17 protein-coding genes and 1 other RNA gene are annotated in these 21,455 nt (G+C 60.7%); 13 read left to right on the forward strand and 5 right to left on the reverse strand.

Going from position 1 to position 21,455, the window contains the following annotated elements; genetic code table 11:
• Positions 1-9: 9 nt before the first annotated feature.
• The 4 genes from AA105894_RS01230 to AA105894_RS01245 all read right to left on the reverse strand — a co-directional run bounded on the left by AA105894_RS01230 (position 10) and on the right by AA105894_RS01245 (position 4,465).
• Positions 10-2,553 (reverse strand): TonB-dependent receptor domain-containing protein, encoded by a 2,544-nt coding sequence (locus AA105894_RS01230; protein ID WP_267310128.1) that lies wholly within the window; start codon positions 2,551-2,553, stop codon positions 10-12.
• A 93-nt stretch (positions 2,554-2,646) separates the two neighbouring features.
• On the reverse strand, positions 2,647-3,522 hold the full coding sequence (locus AA105894_RS01235; RefSeq protein ID WP_267310129.1) for a FecR family protein: 876 nt from the start codon (positions 3,520-3,522) through the stop codon (positions 2,647-2,649).
• Entirely contained in the window at positions 3,519-4,019 is a 501-nt protein-coding gene (locus AA105894_RS01240) for an RNA polymerase sigma factor (RefSeq protein ID WP_267310130.1), read from the reverse strand. Before AA105894_RS01240 ends, AA105894_RS01235 begins: the two co-directional genes overlap by 4 nt.
• Before the next feature lie 146 nt (positions 4,020-4,165).
• The gene (locus AA105894_RS01245; protein WP_051395789.1) at positions 4,166-4,465 is read right to left on the reverse strand and encodes a DUF2312 domain-containing protein; all 300 of its coding nucleotides are present in this window, start codon (positions 4,463-4,465) and stop codon (positions 4,166-4,168) included.
• 241 nt (positions 4,466-4,706) lie between these two features.
• Here AA105894_RS01245 and zwf point away from each other — a divergent pair, with 241 nt between their 5' ends.
• Together zwf and AA105894_RS01255 are read left to right on the forward strand one after the other, a co-directional pair.
• Positions 4,707-6,176, forward strand: coding sequence for a glucose-6-phosphate dehydrogenase (zwf, locus tag AA105894_RS01250; protein WP_188427021.1), 1,470 nt, complete (start codon positions 4,707-4,709; stop codon positions 6,174-6,176).
• 9 nt (positions 6,177-6,185) lie between these two features.
• Positions 6,186-6,659 (forward strand): hypothetical protein, encoded by a 474-nt coding sequence (locus AA105894_RS01255; protein WP_188427022.1) that lies wholly within the window; start codon positions 6,186-6,188, stop codon positions 6,657-6,659.
• A gap of 32 nt (positions 6,660-6,691) precedes the next feature.
• Here the strand turns inward: AA105894_RS01255 and AA105894_RS01260 are convergent, their stop codons facing one another.
• Positions 6,692-7,684, reverse strand: coding sequence for an alpha/beta hydrolase (locus tag AA105894_RS01260; RefSeq protein ID WP_267310131.1), 993 nt, complete (start codon positions 7,682-7,684; stop codon positions 6,692-6,694).
• A gap of 629 nt (positions 7,685-8,313) precedes the next feature.
• On the opposite strand from AA105894_RS01260, the gene rnpB reads away from it, so the two are divergent.
• The 11 genes from rnpB (at position 8,314) to murG (ending at position 21,403) form a co-directional block, all read left to right on the forward strand.
• Positions 8,314-8,712: RNase P RNA component class A (gene rnpB / locus AA105894_RS01265), an RNA gene on the forward strand.
• Positions 8,713-9,174: 462 nt separating this feature from the next.
• Positions 9,175-9,648: a division/cell wall cluster transcriptional repressor MraZ gene (gene mraZ / locus AA105894_RS01270; RefSeq protein WP_188427024.1), complete on the forward strand. Its 474-nt coding sequence runs from the start codon at positions 9,175-9,177 to the stop codon at positions 9,646-9,648.
• Positions 9,645-10,646 (forward strand): 16S rRNA (cytosine(1402)-N(4))-methyltransferase RsmH, encoded by a 1,002-nt coding sequence (rsmH, locus tag AA105894_RS01275; RefSeq protein ID WP_267310132.1) that lies wholly within the window; start codon positions 9,645-9,647, stop codon positions 10,644-10,646. The genes mraZ and rsmH overlap by 4 nt, the downstream gene beginning before the upstream one ends.
• Positions 10,643-11,659: a cell division protein FtsL gene (gene ftsL, locus AA105894_RS01280; protein WP_267310133.1), complete on the forward strand. Its 1,017-nt coding sequence runs from the start codon at positions 10,643-10,645 to the stop codon at positions 11,657-11,659. The genes rsmH and ftsL overlap by 4 nt, the downstream gene beginning before the upstream one ends.
• Before the next feature lie 127 nt (positions 11,660-11,786).
• Entirely contained in the window at positions 11,787-13,793 is a 2,007-nt protein-coding gene (locus AA105894_RS01285; RefSeq protein WP_267310203.1) for a peptidoglycan D,D-transpeptidase FtsI family protein, read from the forward strand.
• Between the two features lie 3 nt (positions 13,794-13,796).
• Complete coding sequence (locus AA105894_RS01290; RefSeq protein WP_267310134.1) at positions 13,797-15,266, forward strand: UDP-N-acetylmuramoyl-L-alanyl-D-glutamate--2,6-diaminopimelate ligase; 1,470 nt, start codon at positions 13,797-13,799, stop codon at positions 15,264-15,266.
• Positions 15,263-16,624, forward strand: a complete 1,362-nt coding sequence (locus AA105894_RS01295) for a UDP-N-acetylmuramoyl-tripeptide--D-alanyl-D-alanine ligase (protein ID WP_267310135.1) — start codon at positions 15,263-15,265, stop codon at positions 16,622-16,624. The genes AA105894_RS01290 and AA105894_RS01295 overlap by 4 nt, the downstream gene beginning before the upstream one ends.
• On the forward strand, positions 16,624-17,715 hold the full coding sequence (mraY, locus tag AA105894_RS01300) for a phospho-N-acetylmuramoyl-pentapeptide-transferase (RefSeq protein WP_267310136.1): 1,092 nt from the start codon (positions 16,624-16,626) through the stop codon (positions 17,713-17,715). The genes AA105894_RS01295 and mraY overlap by 1 nt, the downstream gene beginning before the upstream one ends.
• Before the next feature lies 1 nt (position 17,716).
• A complete protein-coding gene (gene murD / locus AA105894_RS01305; RefSeq protein WP_267310137.1) occupies positions 17,717-19,069 on the forward strand; it encodes a UDP-N-acetylmuramoyl-L-alanine--D-glutamate ligase in 1,353 nt (450 codons plus the stop codon).
• A gap of 28 nt (positions 19,070-19,097) precedes the next feature.
• A complete protein-coding gene (locus AA105894_RS01310) occupies positions 19,098-20,291 on the forward strand; it encodes an FtsW/RodA/SpoVE family cell cycle protein (protein ID WP_267310138.1) in 1,194 nt (397 codons plus the stop codon).
• Positions 20,288-21,403, forward strand: coding sequence for an undecaprenyldiphospho-muramoylpentapeptide beta-N-acetylglucosaminyltransferase (murG, locus tag AA105894_RS01315; protein WP_267310139.1), 1,116 nt, complete (start codon positions 20,288-20,290; stop codon positions 21,401-21,403). Before AA105894_RS01310 ends, murG begins: the two co-directional genes overlap by 4 nt.
• Positions 21,404-21,455: the final 52 nt, after the last annotated feature.

Raw genomic sequence — 21,455 nt, forward strand, 5'->3', positions numbered from 1 at the left:
GACTTTTCCTCAGGGCAGCGTTACGGTCAGGTTGAAAAACACGCTGCGCCCTGCCAGCCGCCAGTAGAGCGGTGCGCCATCGGGATAGCCCGCACTCGCTGCCGACTGGTTGCCTGCAAAATCGCTGATGGCGCGATTATTGAACAGATTGGCGATCTTGAGGCTCGGCGTCACGTCGCGCATGAACCCGCCCAGCTTCTTGAAATGCCAGCCAAGTGCGAGATCGGCCGTGGTCGTGCTGCCAATGCGATACTGATTGGCAAATACCGTATTGCCCGCGCTGTCGGTCGTGCTGTCGAGCCCATAATGGTTGCCGACGAATTTCCCGATCAGTGACGCATACGGCCCTTTGTTGTCGTCATAGAGAATACCGAATGACGCCAGCACATTGGGTGTGGCCGCCACACGCACCGAGCTGTGCTTGTACTGGGCATCGTTCACGCTGTAATTGCCATAAAGCGATACGCCATGGCCAAGCGCATACTGCCCCTCGACTTCCAGCCCCTTGTAGATGGCGCCACCACTATTGACCGAGGTGCTCTGCGTACCGAAACCCGGCACCTTGATCTGCGCAGACGCAATGAAATTCGAGAAATTGATGTAATAGGCATCAAAAGACAGTGTCCAGCGCTTCTGCTGTACAACCGTGCCGATCTGGTAATTCAGCGTGGTCTCGGGGCTGACATTGCCGACATTCTGCGTCTGGAACACACTCATCGGCGGAGCAAGAAAGCCCCGGGCGATCTGGCCGTAGGCGCTCCAGCCCGGCAGAATGATCTGGTTTGCCGAGATCGACGGCTGCCATGAGCTGAATTTCTGTGTCGCGTTCAGTGGTACCTTGGTCGATTTATTGATCGCGGCGTCGTAGTCACGACGGAAATAGGAATATTTGATTCCCGGCTTGATGACCGTGTTTTTGAACGGCTTCCAGTCGAATTCGAGATAAGGCTGCACCGTCGTGTTGAAGTCTGAAATATCATAGCTGTACGCCGAACCATTCTTGCCGGGCACGATCATGCTGTTCTTGCTCAGATCCACGGCATAGGTATAGCGGCGGTCATCTTGCAGATCAGCCCAGGCTCCCAGCAGCACATCGCCCTGCGACGTATGCGCCTTGAAGGTGAGCGTATCGCCATAATCGCGAAACTTCGCGTCGGCATATTTGCCGGGCACGTCATTCTTGTAGGTCGCAAGCTTTTTGCCACTGGCAGAATAGAGCGTCACGCCATTGGCACCTGGATCGTCAGAGCTGGCGTCGGTCGATTCCGTATAATCATGCTCGAAGCCATTGGTGTAGAGACGGTTTTCGACAGTCAGCCAGCTCAGCACCCGGCTCTTGATGTCGATGTAATCGAAATCTGCCGTGTAGGTGCTGGGTTGATAGCCGGAATAGCATTGCAGCGTCGGGTTATCGCAAAGCCCGTAATTCTTGCCGTATTTTTTATATTGCTGAAGGGTCGCCCCTTGGGTCGTGTTCTGGTTTTCCCAGTTATAGGTGGTCAGAAGGGTCAGGGTCGTGTCTTCGCCCAGCTTCGCCACATCCTTGAACAGCAGGTTATTACGACGCTCGCCCGAGCCAGTCAGATAGCCATCGGTTTCCTCATGCTGCAGATCGAGCACCATAGAGCCGAAGCGCGTCTTGCCTGAATCCACCTCGACACCACCGGCACGCGTGTTGAAGCTGCCATAGGTGCCATAAGGCGTGACGCCAAAATGCTGTGCCGGCGTGCGGGACTGAAACCCGATCGTCCCGCCAAAGGTGGCGTTACCAATGGTTGAGGCTGTTCCCGGCCCGCGATTGACCTGCACCTCGCCGAGAAAATGCGAGATGAACAGCGACGAGGTCGTGTGATGCAGATCGCTGGCATTACCGAACGGGATGCCATCGAAGAGCATGTTGTACTGACCATCCTGAAAGCCGCGCAGGCTCATGGTTTCGGCCTTGCCCATGCCGGGGCCGTTCGGGTTCTGCGTCCAGATGCTGGGCTGGAACTTGATGATGTCGTCCACACTTGCCAGCGGCACGATATTATTGGTGATGAAGCGCTTCTGAATGACAGAAGTCGGCTCGGTGATGGTCAGTGGCACTGTCGAGGGGGCCAGACGCTCGGCACGCCCGATAACCGTGATATGTTCCTGTCCTGTCCGGTCGTCGCGGGCGTCATGCTTGAAATTGCTGCCCCGCGCAGCCGACGCGATCACCACCACCCCGTCGGCCTGCACATGCGCACTCAGGCCTGATCCGCCCAGCGCGCGTTCAAGCGCCTTGTCGAGCGTCAGCCTGCCCTTGACCGCTGGCGCCTTGCGCCCGCGCACCTGATCACTGGAGAACAGGATGTCACGGCCAGACTGGCGAGCAAGCCCGGTCAGCACTTCTTCGAGCGATCCGGCAGGCTGGCTCAGGCTGAGCGTCTTTTGCGCGTCACCCTGATTCAGAACGGCCTGCGTCCGCTCTGCCTGGGCAAAGGCCATGCCAGGCAGAGCGGTGAGCGAAAGAAGGACGACGGCAAGATTTCTGCGCTGGCGTGGTGCGACAGACGGGACACGGATCATCGGGGCAAATTCCATCAGGCTGCGGCCGGAGTGGCCATTCCCCTGTGGGACGACGCAGGAATGCGATCCCTCACCCGTTTCGATCTCGTTTCATCAAAGCTTAACAATCTCTATCTGCGTCGGCCCGAACCTGACGCGCAATGGCAGGAGATGGGCGAGCGCCTTGAAAAACCGTGCCGGGTCCTGCGTATGAAACACACCGCTGATACGCAGACGCGCCAGAGAGGGGGAAAGGATAATCACGGGCTTGTCGCTGTAGCGCGCCATCTCCGCCACGGCCTGATCGAGCGGCGTATTGCGGAACAGGGCGCGGCCTTCGCGCCAGGCCATGATCTCATCAGGCCGTGCTGCGGCGACAACGCTGCGCTGTGTGAGGCGATCGAAACTCAGCGCCTGCCCCTCGCCCAGAGCCAGACGCCTCTGGCCATGACCGCTCAGGCTCAGTCCTCCCTCGAGAACGGCAAGCTGCATGGCCCGGTCGCTGATCTCGAGTGCATAGCGCCCCCTGCCCCCCGATACCGACCAGCCGCAGCAGCGAAACCCGGCCTGATCTTCTCTGAAGGCGAGCGCGTAGCGCCCATTGCCAATTGTCATCTGGTGGCGCGATGGCCCGCAGATCACGGCGCTGCAGGCATCCATGTCGATATCCATTGTGTCGAGCGCGAGGTGGCGCCGCTCGCGCCTGCCAGTACGGAATTCGCGCGCATCGGCGCCGGAAGGACCAAAAAGCGTCAGCGCCCCGAAAAGCGCACCGCATGACAAGGCTGCACGGCGCGATATCTTCCGCGCCGGTTTCTGCTCGGCAAAGCTGCCCGATTTCCATATCTGCGAGACCAGCCCGTAGGCCTGATGGTGGGCCTCACTCTCGCCCAGCCAATCGGCAAACCGGGCACGATCATGCTCGGAGCAGTGTTCGGAGAGCAGCCTGGCCTGCCAGCTTGCTGCCTGTTCGACCTGATGCGGGGTCACGAAAGGCCGTCATGCATCAGGGCAAGGGCCAGATGGGCCAGCGCACGGGCGATGGATTTCTCGATGGTGCTGACGCTCAGTTCGAGAGTCCTGGCGATGCGGCCATAGGTCAGCCCATCGAGCCGGTGCATCAGGAAGATGCGCGACGTCCGGGCATCGAGCGCCGCAAAGGCGACGCGCACGCGCTCGAGCTGCTCACGTCCAAGCAAGACGCGTTCGGGGCCAGGCTGGAGGCAGACAGGCTCGATACCCGCCTCCGCATCGAGTGAGGAGAAACCCACACGCTTCTCGCGTCTGGCCCGATCGATGGCCAGATTGCGCGCAGTGCGCAGCACATAGGCTTCGGGATGATCGATACCTTCCACGCCGCGCTCGAAAAGATGCATGAGGGCGGTCTGGAGCAGGTCATCGCTATCCGGCCTGCGGTTCTGTCGCCGGATACGCTCATACAGAGACGTCCATACGGACTGTCTTAGGCACCATTCTGCCGCTGACATTCGTTACCTGCCAGAAATGAGAAACCGGGAATGCGCGGTTCATATCAATGGCAGGTCAGCTTGTCAGCGCGAGAGGTGCGCTGTCTTCAAATCTTCACAGAAACCGCGCCCTGTTGCCTGAATGCAAAGAGGCGCGGCCATGGCCCTTACATGCCGAGTGCGCGGCGATAGATGTCGAGAAGCGTCTCCTGCTCTTCGATCTCGTTGGGCTCTTTCTTGCGCAGCTTGATGATGTTCTTGATGGTGGCGACATCGAAACCGGCCGATTTGGCTTCGCTGAAGATGTCCTTGATATCGCCTGCAAGCGCCTTGCGCTCTTCTTCGAGACGCTCAACGCGCTCGATGACGCTCCGCAGACGATCGACGGCAATACCACCGACATTCGAGTCAGGATCAGCAGCCTGACGCGCACGGCTGGCGGCGGCTTCGTCAATATCAAAAGGCATGTCAGACATGGTGACCTCGAAAGCGGGGGTTGCATGCGGCCCTTAAGGGGCCAGAGAGCCACAAGCGCCCGGGCTGACGCTTGCGAAGAGAGGCGGCTTATCGCGGCTCGCCGGGGCGGGTCAACGCATATTGCGCCCGAACGCCCAGCTTTGGGGCGCGTTCTCTTTGCCACCTTTACCCCATCCGGGCGCGCATGTCATAAGACCGCACTGCCCCATCGAGAACCGGAGAGCCAGGCCGATGACCCATTGCCACCAGGTCGCCCCTTTCGATTACGTCATTTTTGGCGCCACCGGCGATTTGACCATGCGCAAATTGCTGCCCGCCCTCTATTATCGTCTGACCATGGGACAAGTGCCGGATACGGCCCGTATCATTGGTACGGCGCGCTCACCGCTCAAGCGCAACGAGTATCAGACCCGTGCCCGCGACGCGCTGAAGCGCTTTGTGAAGGCTGACGATTTCGACGAAGACACGGTCGATCGCTTTCTGGACATGATCCACTATGTGAGCCTCGACGGCTCCAAGCCGGACAGCAACTGGGAAGGCCTGCGCGAGGTTCTGAGCCACAAGGCAGAAGAGCATGTGCGCGTGTTCTATTACGCCACCGCTCCCGATCTGTACGGCGCCATCTCGAAAAATTTGCATAACGAAGGCCTCGTCACCGATGACAGCCGCGTTGTGCTGGAAAAGCCGATCGGCATCGATCTGAAGACTGCCGAAGAGATCAACGAAGGCGTCGGTCAGTATTTCAAGGAAAGCAATGTTTTCCGCATCGACCACTATCTGGGCAAGGAAACCGTCCAGAACGTGATCGCGCTGCGCTTTGCCAATCCGCTTTTCGAAGCGGTCTGGTCGGGTGAGCATATCGAATCCGTGCAAATCACCGCTGGCGAGCTTGTCGGTGTCGAAGGGCGCGCGGCCTATTACGACAATTCGGGCGCGCTGCGTGACATGGTGCAGAACCATTTGCTGCAGGTGCTCTGCCTCGTCGCGATGGAAAAGCCTGCGTCGCTCGAGGCCGATGACGTGCGTGACGCCAAGGTGTCGGTGCTGAAATCGCTCGTGCCTCTCGATGCAAAGACCCTGCCCACCAGCACGGTGCGTGCGCAATATACCAAGGGCCACAGCAAGGGCGCCACGGTTGAGGGCTATCTCGAAGAGCTCGGCCATGAGAGCAACACCGAGACCTATGTCGCCCTGCGTGCCGAAATCGACACCCCGCGCTGGAAGAACGTGCCGTTCTACATCCGCTCGGCAAAGCGTCTGAAGGCCAAGGTCAGCGAGATCGTCGTTACCTTCAAGCCCTCGGCCACGAAGCTCTTCCCGTCCCAGCCGGAAAAGAACGTGCTCGTTATCCGCATCCAGCCGGATGAGGGCGTGTCGTGGCAGTTCAACGTCAAGAACCCGCTGGATGATGATTTCGGCCTGTGGGAAACCAATCTCGACGTGCATTTCGAGCGCGCCTTCTCCGTGCGTTACCCCGATGCCTATGAGCGCCTGCTGCTCGACGCCGTGCGCGGTTACCCTGTCCTGTTCATCCGTCGCGACGAAGTCGAGGCGGCATGGAAATGGGTTGCGCCGGTCATGGAAGCCTGGGCGAAGAATGAAGTTCCGATGGCTCATTATGCCGCCGGAAGCTGGGGCCCTGAAGAAGCCCGTCAGATGCTCGCCCGCGACGGGCAGGTCTGGCACGAAGACGTGGAATAAGGCGCTCCCTTGGCCTCAGATCCAAAAAACACCTCCCGAACCGACGCCCCCAAGCTCGGCTCGGGGCGTCGCAAGCCACGCACGCTCAAGCAGCATCTCCTGCGCCGTCTGGTCGTGCTTGTGCCCGTCTCACTTCTGGCCATTGTCGTCATGAAAATGGGCTGGCTCGATCAGGCAGCAGACAAGATCCAGTTTGATCGTCTCGCCTGGTTCGATAATACGAAGCTCGTCGAGCATCTGCGCGTCATGGTCACGCATAACGGCATGACCACCGTACCCGCGAAATGCCTCGTGCCGATCATCAACGGCAATGACCCGCCAGAGGCAACGCGCGTCGATTTCATGCAGCGCAGCAATGATGGCTGCCCCGGCAAGGCGGGTACCTTTGATCGTCTGTTTACCATCAAGGTGAACAGGGCCGATCGCCTTCTCGCCACTGATCAGGGCTCGCCCGGCCGCTTCCACGCAATGGCTCAGCAATAATCAGGGAAATCCGGGCTCGCAGCCCGGATTTTTCATGTCGAGACCCGACGCTCTCGACTGCCATCATCAAAACGCTGGCGCAGGAAGCGTCCGCCCAGACGCAGTGCCCTTCTGCCATCGACCAGCGCCGCGTAGAAATTCAGAAAACCATGAATCGCGTGTGGGAAGCAGATCAGACGCACGCTCACACCAGCGTCTCTCAGCAGGCGCGTATAAAGCTCGGCCTCGCCCCGCAATGGGTCAAAGCCCGCCGTGACAATCATCGCCGGGGCAAGACCGGCGAAATCATCAGCGAAGACCGGCGCCAGATCCGGGTTGAGCATATCGTGATCGGATCGACTATATTGCCGACCGTACCATTCCAGCAGGCGTGCCGTCAGCATATAGCCCTGCCCGTAAATCTCGCGACTTGGCGGCGAGAGCAGCCCGCTGACGGTCGGGTAGTAAAGCAGCTGCGCTGCCATGCGCCCCAGCTTGTGCTCCCTGGCCCGACGCGCCAGCACGGCCGCAAGATTCCCCCCCGCACTGTCGCCGCAAACCGCAACAGGCAGGCCCAGGGCCTCGGCCTGCTCATGCAGCCAGAGCAGCGCCCCCCACCCGTCATCGACCGCCGCCGGAAACGGCGCCTCTGGTGCAAGGCGATAATCGAGCGACAGCACCATCGCCCCGGAATGACGCGCCAGACGGCAACAGATCCCGTGATGCGAGACCAGATCGCAATGCACAAAGCCGCCGCCATGCATGAAAAGCACAAGCCCGGTGACCTCGCCTCTCGGGCGATAGAGCCGGGCAAGACGCGTCTCTTTGCCACAGGGTACGCCGATCTCACGCCATTCCCTGATCTGCAACGATGACAGCGCCTGCGGAAAACTCGGCATGCCCGTCATGCGACGCAGGGCCGCCAGAGATTCAGGCGTCAGACTGGCAGGAAGCGGCAATTTGTCACGACCTTTGGCCGCTTTTTTGAGCCAGTGCAGAAAAAGGCGATAGAGCCATCCGGGACGCGAAACGGGCAAATCTGTCATGTGCCGAAGCTAGGGCCGCCTGCAGGAACTTGGCCAGAGAAATATACGCCCGGGTAAAAGCAAGGCGCCCTTCCCGATCGAGGAGGTAAGTCTCTGAAATCGAAGGCCTCACTCTGCCTTTCTCTCTGGTGCAGCTCCACCTGGTGCATTTCGGGACCTTGCCTGGGCGCGCCGGTCTCAAAATCTTCGTCGTACCGCTCGCCTCCCTGTCGGAACGACCCCTGTGGAGAATCTTCCACAGAGCACTAATGGGAATATTCCCCTCAATATCTCTGGGCACCGACTCTCATTTTAACGAGCTGGCGAATATCTGGAGATATTAAGAAAATATTTGGAATAATAATTCCAATTCAAATGCAAGCGCAGACAAGATCAACAACTGGTTGAAAGAGGCCACCTCGCCGCGCCCCACTTCTTTTCCGGCTTACGACAGACGACAGACGACAGACGACAGACGACAGACGACAGACGACAGACGACAGGAAAGGCCCACGGAAAGCAGTCGGCCGCAATACGCCCCGCCAGACAGCCTTCTTCGCAGACCATTGAAAGCCCCAGAGCCACCAGCATGACATAAATTCCGTGCCAGCCGCTTGACCCCGCATCAGGCATCGGTCAGGTTGCGCCCGTCAGACGGTCGGGCGATCGCTGCTGCGTCGGTGCGAACCGGCGTGATGGAGGAAAGTCCGGGCTCCACGGGAGAACGATGCCGGCTAACGGCCGGCGGGGGCGACCCTAGGGAAAGTGCCACAGAAAACAAACCGCCTGCCCGGCTCTCGGGCTGCAGGCAAGGGTGAAACGGTGCGGTAAGAGCGCACCGCTCCTTCGGTAACGCGGGAGGCAGGGCAAACCCCATCGGGAGCAAGACCGAATAGGAATGGCGGATCCGTCTCTCACGAGATGGGATCAGAGGCTCTCCCGCCTTGTCATTCGGGTTGGTTGCGTGAGGCCGGTTGCAAGACCGGTCCCAGAGGAATGATCGCCTCGCCATTGGCGGACAGAACCCGGCTTACAGACCGTCTGACATTATTCTTCGCAAAAATCCGACGGCCTGATGCGTCGATTTTCGAGCGCCCCCGAGGGGCTGATCATTGCCATCTCGCCGCCACAACATCGTGCAATCCAGACCCAAGATTTCGCGATTTTTACGGAAATATCAGCAAAAAACGCCCTTCCCCGACATAATCGCGCCTTAATCACCTTTTGTTCTTTATGAATAAGAACAAAATAAAATTCGTCACGGCGCAGTCATGATTGCGACCACGCATCAAAAATGAGAACATTATAAGAACATATTATTTGGGGACCTCGGAAAAATCGAGGAATTCCGCCATTTCTCGATGCGAATTGTTTGACGTCCCATAAAATCCCATGATATCCCAAAACTATCCCGGACGGCCCCAGAGACATGCAGCAAGCGGCCATGTCCTGCTCCGAACGAGAAAAGTCATTGGCAGTCACTCTTGAACGGCGAGGAGGCATCGAACGGCGTGAGTGTGTTTCTTGGCACGCATCAGAACCGTTTTGACGCCAAGGGCCGCGTGTCCATTCCGGCATCCTTTCGCGCCGCTCTTCGTGCTCAGGCCCAGCCTGAGGAAAGCCTTGTCATTCTGCGCCCCTCGCATCTTCACCCCTGCATCGAAGCCTGGCCTAGCGCCGCTTTCGCCACCCTTGCCGGGCCGGTTGAGTCGCTGGATATCTTCTCGGACGATCACGACGATCTCGCTGCCAGCCTCTATGCCGATGCCTATCCGATCGATGCAGACAAGGAAGGGCGCATCATCCTGCCGGATGTGCTCAAGCGTCATGCCAATCTTGTCGATGAGATTTCCTTCATGGGTCTCGGTCGTGTCTTCCAGATCTGGGAGCCCGAAGCTGGCGCAAGGCGTCGCGAGGAAGCCCGCACCCGCGCAAGGCGCATGACTAGCCGCCCCACGACAAATACCAGCGAGCTGGCATCATGAACGCGATCGCCCCCCTCGCCCTGCTGACCCAGCACGACCCCGGCCATGTGCCTGTGATGCTGCCCGAAGTGCTCGACGCCATGGCTCCGCATGAGGGAGGCCGCTATGTCGATGGCACATTCGGCGGCGGTGGTTATACCCGCGGCATTCTGTCCCGCGCTGCCTGCACTGTTTGGGGCATTGACCGCGACCCGACGGCAATTGCCCGTGCCGAAGCCCTTGCGGCCGAGCTGGCCACCAGCGCGCCATCGCACAAGCTCGTCGCCGTGCCAGGCACGTTCGGTGCCATGGCCGATCTGCTGGCTGACGAAGCCCCCTTCGATGGCATTGTGCTCGATATCGGCGTGTCGTCCTATCAGATCGACGAAGCAGAGCGTGGTTTCTCGTTCCGCCATGACGGGCCGCTCGATATGCGCATGTCGCAGGCGGGGCGCTCGGCAGCCGATCTGGTCAACAAGGCCGATGCCGACGAACTGGCCGATATCATCTATCACTACGGTGAAGACCGGATGTCACGCCGTATTGCCGCCGCCATCATCCGCGCACGTGTCGAAGAGCCCATCCATACGACGGCGCGCCTCGCGGATATCGTGCGTAGCGTCGTGCGCCCTGACAAATCGGGCATTCATCCTGCCACACGCACGTTTCAGGCGCTTCGCATTGCCGTGAATGACGAGCTCGGCGAATTGCAGCGCGCGCTGGACACGGCCCCAGGCCTTCTAGCCGATGGCGGGAAGCTGGTTGTGGTGACTTTCCACTCGCTCGAAGATCGTCTGGTCAAGCGCGCCCTCGCACAGGCGGCTGGTCGTGTCAGCCGTCCCTCTCGCCATGAACCCATGGCAGAGCGTTTCGTGAAACCCGATTTCATTCTGCCCCATACGCGTCCGGTTCTCGCCTCAGAAGACGAGATCCGCCGCAATCCGCGTTCCCGCAGCGCCAAGCTGCGCAGCCTGCTCCGCACCGTACCTTCAGCCTCTGTTAGGGGGTCTCATTCATGATCCGGCCATTTACGATTTTCTGCGCATTCCTTGCCGGCGGTTCGGGCATGTTTCTCTATACTAAGAAGCATGAGACGACCGTTCTGGATCAGCATATCACGACGGTCGTGCAGAAAACGGAGCGTGTGCGTCAGCAGACGGCAATGCTGCGCACGCAGTGGGCCCTGCTGAACCAGCCGGATCGACTGAGCGCCCTCTCGACACGTTTCCTTGGCCAGCTGCATCCCATGGCCCCGACGCAGTATGTGCGCCTGGCCAGCATGATCGACTCCCTGCCCGCGCCCAGCACCAAGCCTGCCTTCCGCGATCCGCGCGAGAGCCTGAGTGTTGCCGTGTCCAATGCCCCGGCAGCGGCACCCGCTACCGTTGCAGCGCCCAGGGCGCCTGAGCAGAGAGCGCCCGAACCCAAGGCTTCGGTCGCGCCTGCGCCGCGTGACAACACGTCTGCGCTCATCGCCAGTGCCGAGATGCCGCATCATCGCCCTGCCCCTGTGGGCAATCCGGGCGCGGTCATCCCGGCTGCGGATGCTCCTGTCGCGTCAGCGCCGCGGGTAGCGCTCGCTTCGGCCACGCCCCGCGTGGCACCTGTCGCACGCACGGCCGCAACGCCCCATTCGACACGCCTGATGCCCCCGGCGCCGCGCCCGACCATCGAGCTGGCCCAGCAGAGCAGTCACCCCCATGTCGTGTCTGACGAACTCGGTCAGGCCGCACATCACAGCCATCGTTACGACGCTGTCGTTCATGCCACCACACGCAGCACAACCGCCCAGAGCAGCAGCGATGATCTGGCCGTCCGGCTGGCCACATTCCGTGGCAACCGGCCACAGGCAACTGCAGCCACGACATGGCGCAACCCCCGCGTAGCCGCACCGGCCCACGCAGCACGCCAGAATGTGGACGTTGCCATTCAGCCCGCCAAGCCTCATCATGTGCAGAGCGATTCCGGATCGTCTTCGTCTCTCGCAGGCTATGGTGATGCGCTGCCACCGCCAACGCCTCTCGCCAACTGAGCGGATATGAAAGCGCCTGAGCATGGCTGGCAGGACACCTCCCCCCAAACGGTCGGGCTATCCCGACGGCGCGCCTTCGCGCCCTGAAGGCAGGAGTCCCAAGCGGGTCAAGGCGTCGCTTGACCAGATGCATACGAGGCTGATCGGTGTCGGCCTCGGTTTTCTGTTTCTGTTCGGTCTGGTCGCGGGCAAGCTGAGCCTCGCAACCGTTTTCATGCCCATGGCTCCCGAGAAGCGTCAGATTGCCTCCCAGGTTCCTGAAATTCCCAAGAGCGACCCCAAAGGGCAGATTGCGGGCGATTTTGCCCTGCCTGATGTGCATCGCGCCAGCATTGTCGATCGCAATGGCCAGACGCTGGCCTTGTCGCTCCCTGTGGCACAGGTCTACGCCAATCCGATGGAGCTTATCGACGCGCCCGATGCGGCGAAGAAGCTCAAGAGTGTTCTGCCTCAGCTCGACGAGGCCGAGACGACGCGGCGCCTCTCGCTCAAGAAGCAGTTCGTCTATATCGCGCGCGATATTTCGCCGGTGCAGGAAATTGCCATCAATAACCTTGGCATCCCCGGCATCTATTTCGAGGCGAGCGAGCGCCGCCACTATCCGCTCGGCCGTACTGCCGCACAGATTCTCGGCGGCGTGGATATCGACGATCACGGCGTGGCTGGTGTCGAACGGTTCTTCAATGAGCGTCTGAACAAGGATCGCACCCCGCTGCGCCTGTCGCTCGACGTGCGCATTCAGGCCGTCGCCCGTGAAGTGACCCAGGCTGCCATGGACGAGTTCCAGGCGATCGGCGCTGCGGCCATCGTGATGGATGTGAATACGGGCGAAATCATCTCGATGGTCAGCCTGCCGGATTATGACGCCAATGATTTCGGCCATGCGCCTGCTGATTCCCGCTTCAACAGGGCCGTGACCGGCATGTATGAGCCAGGGTCGACCTTCAAGCTGCAAACAGCGGCGATGGCGATCGAATATGGCGTGGCCCATATCTGGGACCGTTTCTCGACCATCCCGATCCATATCGGGCGCTTCACGATTTCAGACATCAAGACCGACCATTTTGCTCCCTGGCTGGCCTTGCCAGACGTGCTGGCCAAATCATCCAACCCGGCAGCCGCGCATATCGCGCTCGATGTCGGCGCCAAGAAGCAGCAGGAATGGCTCCGCACCATGGGGTTCTTCAACCGCGTGCCGATCGAGCTGCCCGAAGCGGGCCGCCCCATCGTGCCGTCATCGAAGAACTGGGGTGTTTCGACTGTCATGACCGTCGGCTTCGGTCACGGTGTGGCAGAGCCGCCGCTGGCAATCGTGCGCGGCACAGCAGCGACCGTGAATGGCGGCATCCTGATCAAGCCTACGCTAGTCGCCCGCGATCAGGGCGACGACAGCAAACCCGATGATGGCACTCTGCCCGCGCCCGGCCCCACCACGTCGCCTCCGGCGGCGCCTGCCGGGGCGGCTCCTGCTGGGGCACCGGTTGTGCCCGCAGCGTTCAAGCCTGACGCGTCGGCGGATGCAACAGGCGATGCCCCATCCCCGCCCCCGACCCCCGAGGGGTTGCGCGTGGTGTCGGAGGAAAACTCGCGGCTCATCCGCAAGATGCTGCGCCTGGACGTTACGCAGGGTACCGCGCGCAGCGCCGAAGTGCCGGGATATTTTGTTGGTGGCAAAACGGGTACGGCTGAAAAAGTCGGCCCGAATGGCCGCTATCTCAAGCACGTCAATATCTCGGCCTTCACCTCGATCTTCCCGATGAATGCGCCGCGTTATGCCGTTTATGTCATGCTCGACTCACCGCACCCGACACCCAAGACCCATGGTTTTGTGACATCGGGCTGGAATGCTGCGCCGACCACCGGCAAGCTGATCGCCCGTATCGGGCCAATGCTCGGCATGTTTCCCGACACGAAAAATGCGGCAAAGATAGACGCCGACATGGCGATACCGCTCGAACCCGGCATTCCGCCAGGCAAGCGGGCACTCGGTCCGGGCAACGACCCTGGCGATCCGCGGATCGCCGCCCAGAAAGAAAAAGAAGAAAAGGCCGCCGCCAAAGCTGCAGAAAAAGCAGCAAAGCTTGCTGCCAAGGCTTCCGAGCGCAGCGCGCACCATTCCCCCGAAAGAGGCTGAGCCATGCGCCTTTCAGAGATTTTGCATCGGGCCGGTCTTACCGCCCCGGCTGCGGCTATTGACCCTGATATCAGCGGCATCACCGCCGATAGTCGGGCCGTCAGGCCCGGCATGATATTTGCGGCCCTGCCTGGTGTCGCCCAGGATGGCGCCCGCTTTATTCCGCAGGCTGTGGCACAGGGCGCGGCTGCGCTGCTTCTGCCTTCAGCGGCGAGCATCCCGGCTGATCTCTCCATTCCCTGTATTCAGACCGCGTCACCGCGTCATGATCTGGCTGTTGTCGCACGGGTTCTGGCTGGCCCGCAGCCACGACGCATCGCGGCCATAACCGGGACGAATGGCAAGAGCAGCACAGCCGATTTTCTTCGTCAGCTCTGGTCTCTAGGTGGCATGCCCTCGGCCAGTATCGGAACGCTGGGCCTTATCAGCGATATCCCGGTCGAGGCCCCGCCGCCACTCACGACACCGGATGCCGTCTCTCTGGTGCAGAGCCTTGCCCGCCTCAAGGCGGCGGGGGTCGATCATGTGGCGCTCGAGGCTTCTTCACACGGGCTCGATCAGCACCGTCTCGACGGTGTTTCACTCTGCGCAGGCGGGTTCAGCAATCTCACACGCGACCATCTCGACTATCATGGTACGATGGAGGCCTATCGTACCGCCAAGATAAGGCTGTTTGCCGATCTGCTCCCTGAGGGTGCCATTGCCGCCCTCACCGCCGATATGGATGCCGAGACGGTTGCTGCGCTGCGAGACGTGGCGCAGGCCCGCAAACTGCGCCTGCGCAGCGTGGGTGAACAGGGCGAAACCATCAGACTTCTGCGAGCAACGCCCCTGCCCCATGGCCAGATCGTCTCTCTCTCCCTCTTCGGCGAAACCCTGCCTGATTACGAGCTTGGCCTGACCGGGCGTTTTCAGGTCGATAACGTGTTGCTGGCCGCCGCCCTTGCCTGGGAAGACGATGCCGAGGCCCGCGCTGTTCTCGACCTCATTCCCCGTCTGAGCGGTGTGCGCGGCCGTGCCGAACTAGCCGTGACACTCGATAACGGGGCTGGCGTCTATGTCGACTACGCCCATACTCCCGATGCCCTCGAACATCTGCTGCATAGCCTGCGCCCTCATGCACAGAACCGCCTGATTGTCGTCTTTGGCGCAGGCGGTGACCGCGATCGCGGCAAGCGTCCGCTCATGGGGCAGATTGCCGCCAGACTGGCCGATAATGCCATTGTGACCGATGACAATCCACGCAGTGAAGATCCGACAACAATACGTGCCGCCATTTGCGCCGCCTGTCCCGATGCGCTCGAAATCGGCGATCGTCGCGCCGCCATCGCCGCCGCTCTTGCTGAGGCACGCGCAGGCGATGTCGTGGTTGTGGCTGGCAAGGGCCACGAAAGCGGCCAGACAATTGCAGGTATCACCACCCCGTTTGACGATCGCGCCGTTATCCGCGAACTGGCGGGAGTACCGGCATGAGCGCGCTCTGGACCAGCGCCGAGCTGCGTGAGGCAACAGGAGGAATCCTTGACGCCGAGCTTGTGGTGAGCGGCATTTCAATCGATACGCGCAGCCTCGAGCCAGGCGATCTCTTTATCGCACTTGTCGGCGAAAACAGCGATGGCCATGCCCATATCGCAACCGCCCTCGACAAGGGCGCCGCCTGCGTCATGGTTCATGATGCCGAAGCCGGCAACGATCCACGCCTGCTGCATGTGGCCAACACCCTGACCGGGTTGCAGGCTCTGGGCCACGCCGCACGCGCCCGGTTTACGGGAAAAATGGTCGGGGTGACAGGGTCGGTTGGCAAGACCACCACCAAGAACATGCTGCATTGCGCCTTTTCGTCGCTCGGCCCCACCCATGCCGCCATTGCGTCCTACAACAACCATTGGGGCGTACCGCTGACACTGGCGAGAATGCCGCGTGAGACGGCCTATTGCGTGGCGGAAATCGGCATGAATCATCGTGGCGAGATTGCACCGCTCGCCGCCATGGTGCGGCCCGATATCGCGGTCGTCACGACCATCGGCAGCGCGCATCTCGGCTATATGGGCAGTATCGAAGCCATTGCCGAGGAAAAATCCGATCTGATTGCCGCCCTGCCAAAAGGCGGTGTGGCTGTGGTGCCGGATGATACCGGTGTCGACAGCATTTTCGAGCGCGCTGCGGCGCATTCCGGTGCGCGCCTCTCTCGCGTCGGGCTTTCCGACCGCGCCGATTACAGGCTGACCGATCTTGCCATCTCGGCAGATGGATCATGTTTCAGCTTTGACGGGCAGCGTGTCACGCTGACCGCGCCGGGTGCGCATCTGGCGCGTAACGCCGCCCTGGCACTCGCAACCCTGCGCGCTTTCGACCTGCCGATCAACCAAGCCATTGCGGCCCTCGCCGCCTGGCGCCCGGGGGCCGGTCGGGGCGAGATACAGCCCATCCTGAATGGCACCGCCTCACTGCTGGATGAGAGCTATAATGCGTCGGTGCTCTCGATACGCGCAGCACTGCAAACGCTTGCTCTCGTACCGGCTACGCGTCGAATCGCGGTTCTGGGCGATATCCGCGAACTCGGTGAGTTTGCCGATAGCGAGCATCTCTCGCTGGTGCCGGACCTGATGGCTCATGCCGACCTGGTGTTTTGCTGCTGCCCGCATATGCGCCATGTTTTTGACGCTCTTGCAGAAGAAAAGCGTGGCGTCTGGCAGACAGACGCGGCATCTCTCGCCCCAATCGTCCAATCTCATCTGAAAGCCGGTGACGTGGTTCTCGTAAAAGGCAGTCTTGGCAGTCGCATGCGCGACATTGTCGCCCCTCTTCTTGCTGGGGGCGCAAAAGCCTGATGCTGTATAATCTCATCGCCGTTCACGACACGACCCATGGCGGCTTTTTCAATCTCTTCCATTATCTGACCTTCCGCTCTGGCGGGGCCTGTCTGACGGCCTTCGTCATTTCCCTGGTTTTCGGTCGACCGTTCATCGCCCAGCTCAAGCGTATCCAGCGCGGGGGCCAGCCCATACGCACGCTCGGCCCCGAGCGGCATATTCTCGAAAAAGCCGGGACGCCCACCATGGGCGGGATGCTGATCCTGATTGCGCTTTTCGTCTCCACCCTGCTCTGGGCCGATCTGACCAACGGTTTTGTCTGGGCTGTCATGTTTGTGACCGCCGCTTTTGGGGCTGTCGGTTTTGCGGATGACTATCTCAAGCTCTCCAGACGCAACACGGCGGGCGTCTCTAAACGCGCCCGTCTGGGCAGCGAATTCGCTGCCTCACTGATCGCCGGATACTGGATGGAAAGCCTGATGCCGCCCGAACTGCGCAACATGGTGGCCTTTCCCTTCGTAAAGGATTTCCTGCTGCCGCTGGGCTTTGCCTTTCCGCTGTTTGCCATGCTCACCATGACCGGCTTTGGCAATGCCGTGAATTTCACTGATGGTCTCGACGGTCTCGCCATCGTGCCTGTGGTAATTGCCGCTCTGGTTTTTGCCCTGATTGCCTATCTCGTGGGCAATCGCGTCTTTGCTGATTACCTGCAACTGCATCTGGTGCCGGGCACGGGCGAACTGGCGGTTTTCTGCGCCGCCTTGATCGGCGCCGGGCTCGGGTTTCTCTGGTTCAATGCAACGCCTGCCGATGTCTTCATGGGCGATACAGGCTCGCTCTCGCTTGGCGGCGCCTTGGGCGCCGTGGCCGTTGCGGTCAAGCATGAGCTGGTGCTGTGCATCGTGGGCGGGCTTTTTGTCGTCGAAACGCTGTCAGTCGTGATCCAGGTCTTTTGGTACAAGCGCACTAAGCGACGCGTCTTCTTGATGGCCCCCCTGCACCATCATTTCGAGAAAAAGGGCTGGCAGGAACCCAAGATCGTCATCCGGTTCTGGATCGTGTCGATCCTGCTCGGCCTTGCCGGGCTCGCCACGCTGAAGCTGCGCTGACATGACGGAGCGCGCCTTCCCCTCCGATCTCTTTGCCGGGTCGCGTTTCGCCGTGGCCGGACTGGGCCGCAATGGCAGCGCTGTGGTCAAAGCGCTTCTTGCCATGGGCGCAGAAGTGCAGGCCTGGGATGACAAAAACCCGCCTGAAGCCGATCCAACCCAGAAACGCTTTACGGCAGCTCCGATCGAGACGCTTGCGGGTTTTGACGCGCTCATTCTGTCACCAGGCATCCCGCATCTTCTGCCAGCACCGCACCCGGCAGCCGTCAAGGCACGGGAAGCCCATGTGCCCATCCTGTCGGATGCGGAGATCCTGTTCCAGGCCGTACGCCGTGCAGGATCGAAGGCGCGTTTTGCCGCCATTACCGGCACCAATGGCAAGTCAACCACCACCGCGCTGCTCGCGCATATGCTGGAAAAGGCCGGTTATCCGGTAGCTGCAGGTGGTAATCTCGGCACGGCCTCGCTCGCCCTGCCGCTCCTGCCCGATAACGGCGTGTATGTGATCGAGATGTCATCCTACATGCTCGAACGTCTGCATGATTTTCATGCGGACACGGCTTGCCTGCTCAATCTGACTCCGGATCATCTCGACCGACATGGCGACATGGCAGGCTACGCCGCTGCCAAGCATCACGTCTTCGACAATATGACGGCTTCGGATCTCGCTGTGATCAGCATAGACGACGCCTATTGCCGCGAAATAGCGCAGGATTGTGCAAGCACGGGCCTTACGATTTCCAGGCTCTCGGTCGATGACGCGCCTTCCGTAGCGGCTATCGCAACGCCGATGCAGCAGGCCCCGACTTTGCCGGGTGCGCATAATCTGCAGAACGCTCTCGCAGCCAGCGCCATGGCGCGGCATCTCGGTCTGGATGAGCATGAAATCGCCGAAGGCCTCAGGACCTATCCGGGCCTGCCCCATCGTCAGGCCCTGGCTGGCGTGATTGACGGCATACGTTTCATCAATGACAGCAAGGCAACCAATGCCGAAGCCGCCGAAAAGGCGCTGCTATGCTATGACAAGGTGATCTGGATTGCCGGGGGCACCGCCAAATCGGGCGGGATCGACGCTCTGGCGCCGCTTTTCGGACGTATTGCCAAGGCATTTCTGATCGGGCGTGACGCGCCTATGCTGCAAAAGACCCTGCAGGACCATCATGTTGCCGTCGAAAACTGCGGCACACTCGATGTGGCGACCGAGGCAGCCCTTGCCGCCGCAAGAGCCCTCGATGTGCCGGTTGTTCTGCTGTCTCCTGCCTGTGCAAGCTTTGACCAGTTTGCAAGTTTTGAGGCGCGTGGAGCGCATTTTGTGGATATCCTGACTCGTCTACACGATTCAGAAACGCCCTGATCCGTAGGGCCAGAGGGATTAGGGGAATATGGCAGGGCTCTCACGTGTCGATACGTCCAGAATTGGACGGTGGTGGCGCAATATCGATCGCGTCACACTCTGCTGTGTCGGAATCCTGATCGCCTTCGGTTATATCCTCATGCTCGCCGCCAGCCCTGCCGTGGCCGTGCGTATCGGCGCCTCACGCGAGATGTTCATTCTCAAACAGGTTATCTTCCTTCTGCTTGCAGGCGCCGTCGTGCTGGTCGTGTCATCGCTCTCCCGTTCGGCGATCAGGCGTCTCGCCTTGATTGGCGGGGTGATCGCCCTTGCGGCCACCTTCATGACGCTGGTGCATGGTGTCGAGATCAAGGGCGCGCGTCGCTGGATCGCGCTGCCCATGATGTCGGTTCAGCCCTCCGAGTTCCTGAAGCCGTTCTTCGCTGTCGTTACGGGATGGCTGCTGGCAGAGCAACGCCGACGGACGATCATGGGCTCGATCCGCTTTCCGGGCATGTTGATCGCTTTTGGCTGTTTCGGGCTGATTCTGCTGCTGCTTAAATCGCAGCCGGATATCGGCATGTTGTCGGTCATCACCATGGTGTTCTTCATCCAGCTTTTCGTGAATGGCCTGCCGATCATTTTCGTGGGTGCCGGTGTGGGCGCCATGATCGCGGCCTTCGCAGGCGCCTATGTGGCCTTCCCCCACGTGCGCTCGCGCGTGGAGCGGTTTTTGCATCCCAATGTCGGCGATCACTATCAGATCGACACGGCTCTGCGCGCTTTTGGCAATGGCGGCATGATGGGCCGTGGACCCGGTGAAGGCCGGGTGAAGGATCTTCTGCCAGACGCCCATGCCGATTTCGTTTTTGCCGTGGCAGGCGAGGAATACGGGCTGTTCATCTGCCTCTTCATCATTCTCGTTTTTGCCGTGATCGTGGTGCGCACACTGCTCAAGCTGATGCGTGAGAGCGATCCATTCGTTATCACCGCAGCCTCGGGTCTGGTGGCGGGTTTTGGCCTGCAGGCCTTCATCAATATGGGCTCGACCTTGCATCTGATTCCGACCAAGGGCATGACGCTGCCGCTCATCTCCTATGGCGGCTCATCCGCTCTTTCTATCGCCCTGACTCTGGGCATGGTGCTGGCCCTGACGCGTCATCAGGTCTCTGCCAGCCCGATCAGCTCGCATTATGCCAGCCAGGGCCACTGGACCTCGCTTCGGGAAGGACCGACATCATGAACCGTCCAATCGTGATTGCCGCAGGAGGCACGGGCGGCCATTTCTTTCCGGCAGAAGCGCTCGCTACAGAACTCGCTGCGCGCGGTCATGAGCTTGTGCTGATGACCGATAAACGTGCGGGCAAGCGCCTGACCGGTGTTTTCAGGGATCGTCCGCAATATGTGCTCGATGGCACCGGCGTTGCAGGCAAGGGTATCTCTGCCAAGCTGCGCGGCGTTGCCTCCCTGCTGCAGGGCGCATGGGCCGCGCGCAGGCTGCATCGCCAGATCAACCCGATTGCGGTCATCGGTTTTGGCGGCTACCCATCCGTACCGCCCATTCTGGGCAGCCGTTTCATGGCAGGGTCGCGCCGCCCGATTGTTATCCTGCATGAAGGCAATGCCGTTCTGGGACAGGCCAATGCACTGCTGGCGCGCTTTGCCACGGCCATCGCCACCTCCTATCCCACCGTCGCACGACTGCCGCTCGGGTTACGCGCCGCGCTGACCGGCATGCCGGTACGTCCTGAAATCGAAGCCCTGCTCGAGGAAGAATATACGCCTCCCGGTGATGCCATCCATCTTCTGGTCTGGGGCGGCTCGCTGGGCGCCAAGATTTTCTCGACGATCATTCCTGCGGCTCTTGCCCAGCTGCCCGCGGGATTTCGCGCGCGTCTGCATGTCACACAGCAGGTACACGAAAAAGATCTCGCCGATGTGCGCGCTGCCTATGCAAAAGCCGGGGTTGATTGCGAACTGGCCCCTTTCTTTTCCGACGTCGCAAGCCTTCTGAAAAAAGCGCATCTGGTCATCGGACGTGCCGGTGGGTCGTCTGTCGCCGAACTCACCATTGCCGGTCGCCCGTCCATACTCGTGCCGCTGCCGATTGCCGCTTCTGACGAACAGGGCGCCAATGCGACCCAGCTTGTTGATGAGGGTGGCGCCTGGATGTTCAGGCAGAACAGTCTGACGCCCGAGACACTCTCAGCTTTTCTGGGCTCATTGCTGAACGATCCCGAACGTCTGGCTGCCGCAGCCAAGGCAGCGCGCGCTTTTGCCCATCCTCACAGTGCCAGACTGCTGGCCGACCTTGTCGAGGCGCGTATTTCGGACTACCGCTCCTCCACTTCCTGACACGCAGCGTTTTCTACTGACGTCTGTTTTTGCTGTTTCTCTGAAAGCCTGT

It is taken from the genome of Asaia spathodeae NBRC 105894, assembly GCF_025994195.1.
GTDB lineage: Bacteria > Pseudomonadota > Alphaproteobacteria > Acetobacterales > Acetobacteraceae > Asaia > Asaia siamensis.

Excerpts from the sequence above, each read along its gene's own strand:
- AA105894_RS01230 (WP_267310128.1), bottom strand. The coding sequence starts at position 2,553 with ATGATCCGTGTCCCGTCTGTCGCACCACGCCAGCGCAGAAATCTTGCC.
- AA105894_RS01240 (WP_267310130.1), bottom strand. The coding sequence starts at position 4,019 with ATGTCAGCGGCAGAATGGTGCCTAAGACAGTCCGTATGGACGTCTCTG.
- AA105894_RS01245 (WP_051395789.1), bottom strand. The coding sequence starts at position 4,465 with ATGCCTTTTGATATTGACGAAGCCGCCGCCAGCCGTGCGCGTCAGGCT.
- zwf (WP_188427021.1), top strand. The coding sequence starts at position 4,707 with ATGACCCATTGCCACCAGGTCGCCCCTTTCGATTACGTCATTTTTGGC.
- AA105894_RS01260 (WP_267310131.1), bottom strand. The coding sequence starts at position 7,684 with ATGACAGATTTGCCCGTTTCGCGTCCCGGATGGCTCTATCGCCTTTTT.
- rsmH (WP_267310132.1), top strand. The coding sequence starts at position 9,645 with ATGAACGCGATCGCCCCCCTCGCCCTGCTGACCCAGCACGACCCCGGC.
- ftsL (WP_267310133.1), top strand. The coding sequence starts at position 10,643 with ATGATCCGGCCATTTACGATTTTCTGCGCATTCCTTGCCGGCGGTTCG.
- AA105894_RS01285 (WP_267310203.1), top strand. The coding sequence starts at position 11,787 with ATGCATACGAGGCTGATCGGTGTCGGCCTCGGTTTTCTGTTTCTGTTC.
- AA105894_RS01290 (WP_267310134.1), top strand. The coding sequence starts at position 13,797 with ATGCGCCTTTCAGAGATTTTGCATCGGGCCGGTCTTACCGCCCCGGCT.
- AA105894_RS01295 (WP_267310135.1), top strand. The coding sequence starts at position 15,263 with ATGAGCGCGCTCTGGACCAGCGCCGAGCTGCGTGAGGCAACAGGAGGA.
- mraY (WP_267310136.1), top strand. The coding sequence starts at position 16,624 with ATGCTGTATAATCTCATCGCCGTTCACGACACGACCCATGGCGGCTTT.
- murD (WP_267310137.1), top strand. The coding sequence starts at position 17,717 with ATGACGGAGCGCGCCTTCCCCTCCGATCTCTTTGCCGGGTCGCGTTTC.
- AA105894_RS01310 (WP_267310138.1), top strand. The coding sequence starts at position 19,098 with ATGGCAGGGCTCTCACGTGTCGATACGTCCAGAATTGGACGGTGGTGG.
- murG (WP_267310139.1), top strand. The coding sequence starts at position 20,288 with ATGAACCGTCCAATCGTGATTGCCGCAGGAGGCACGGGCGGCCATTTC.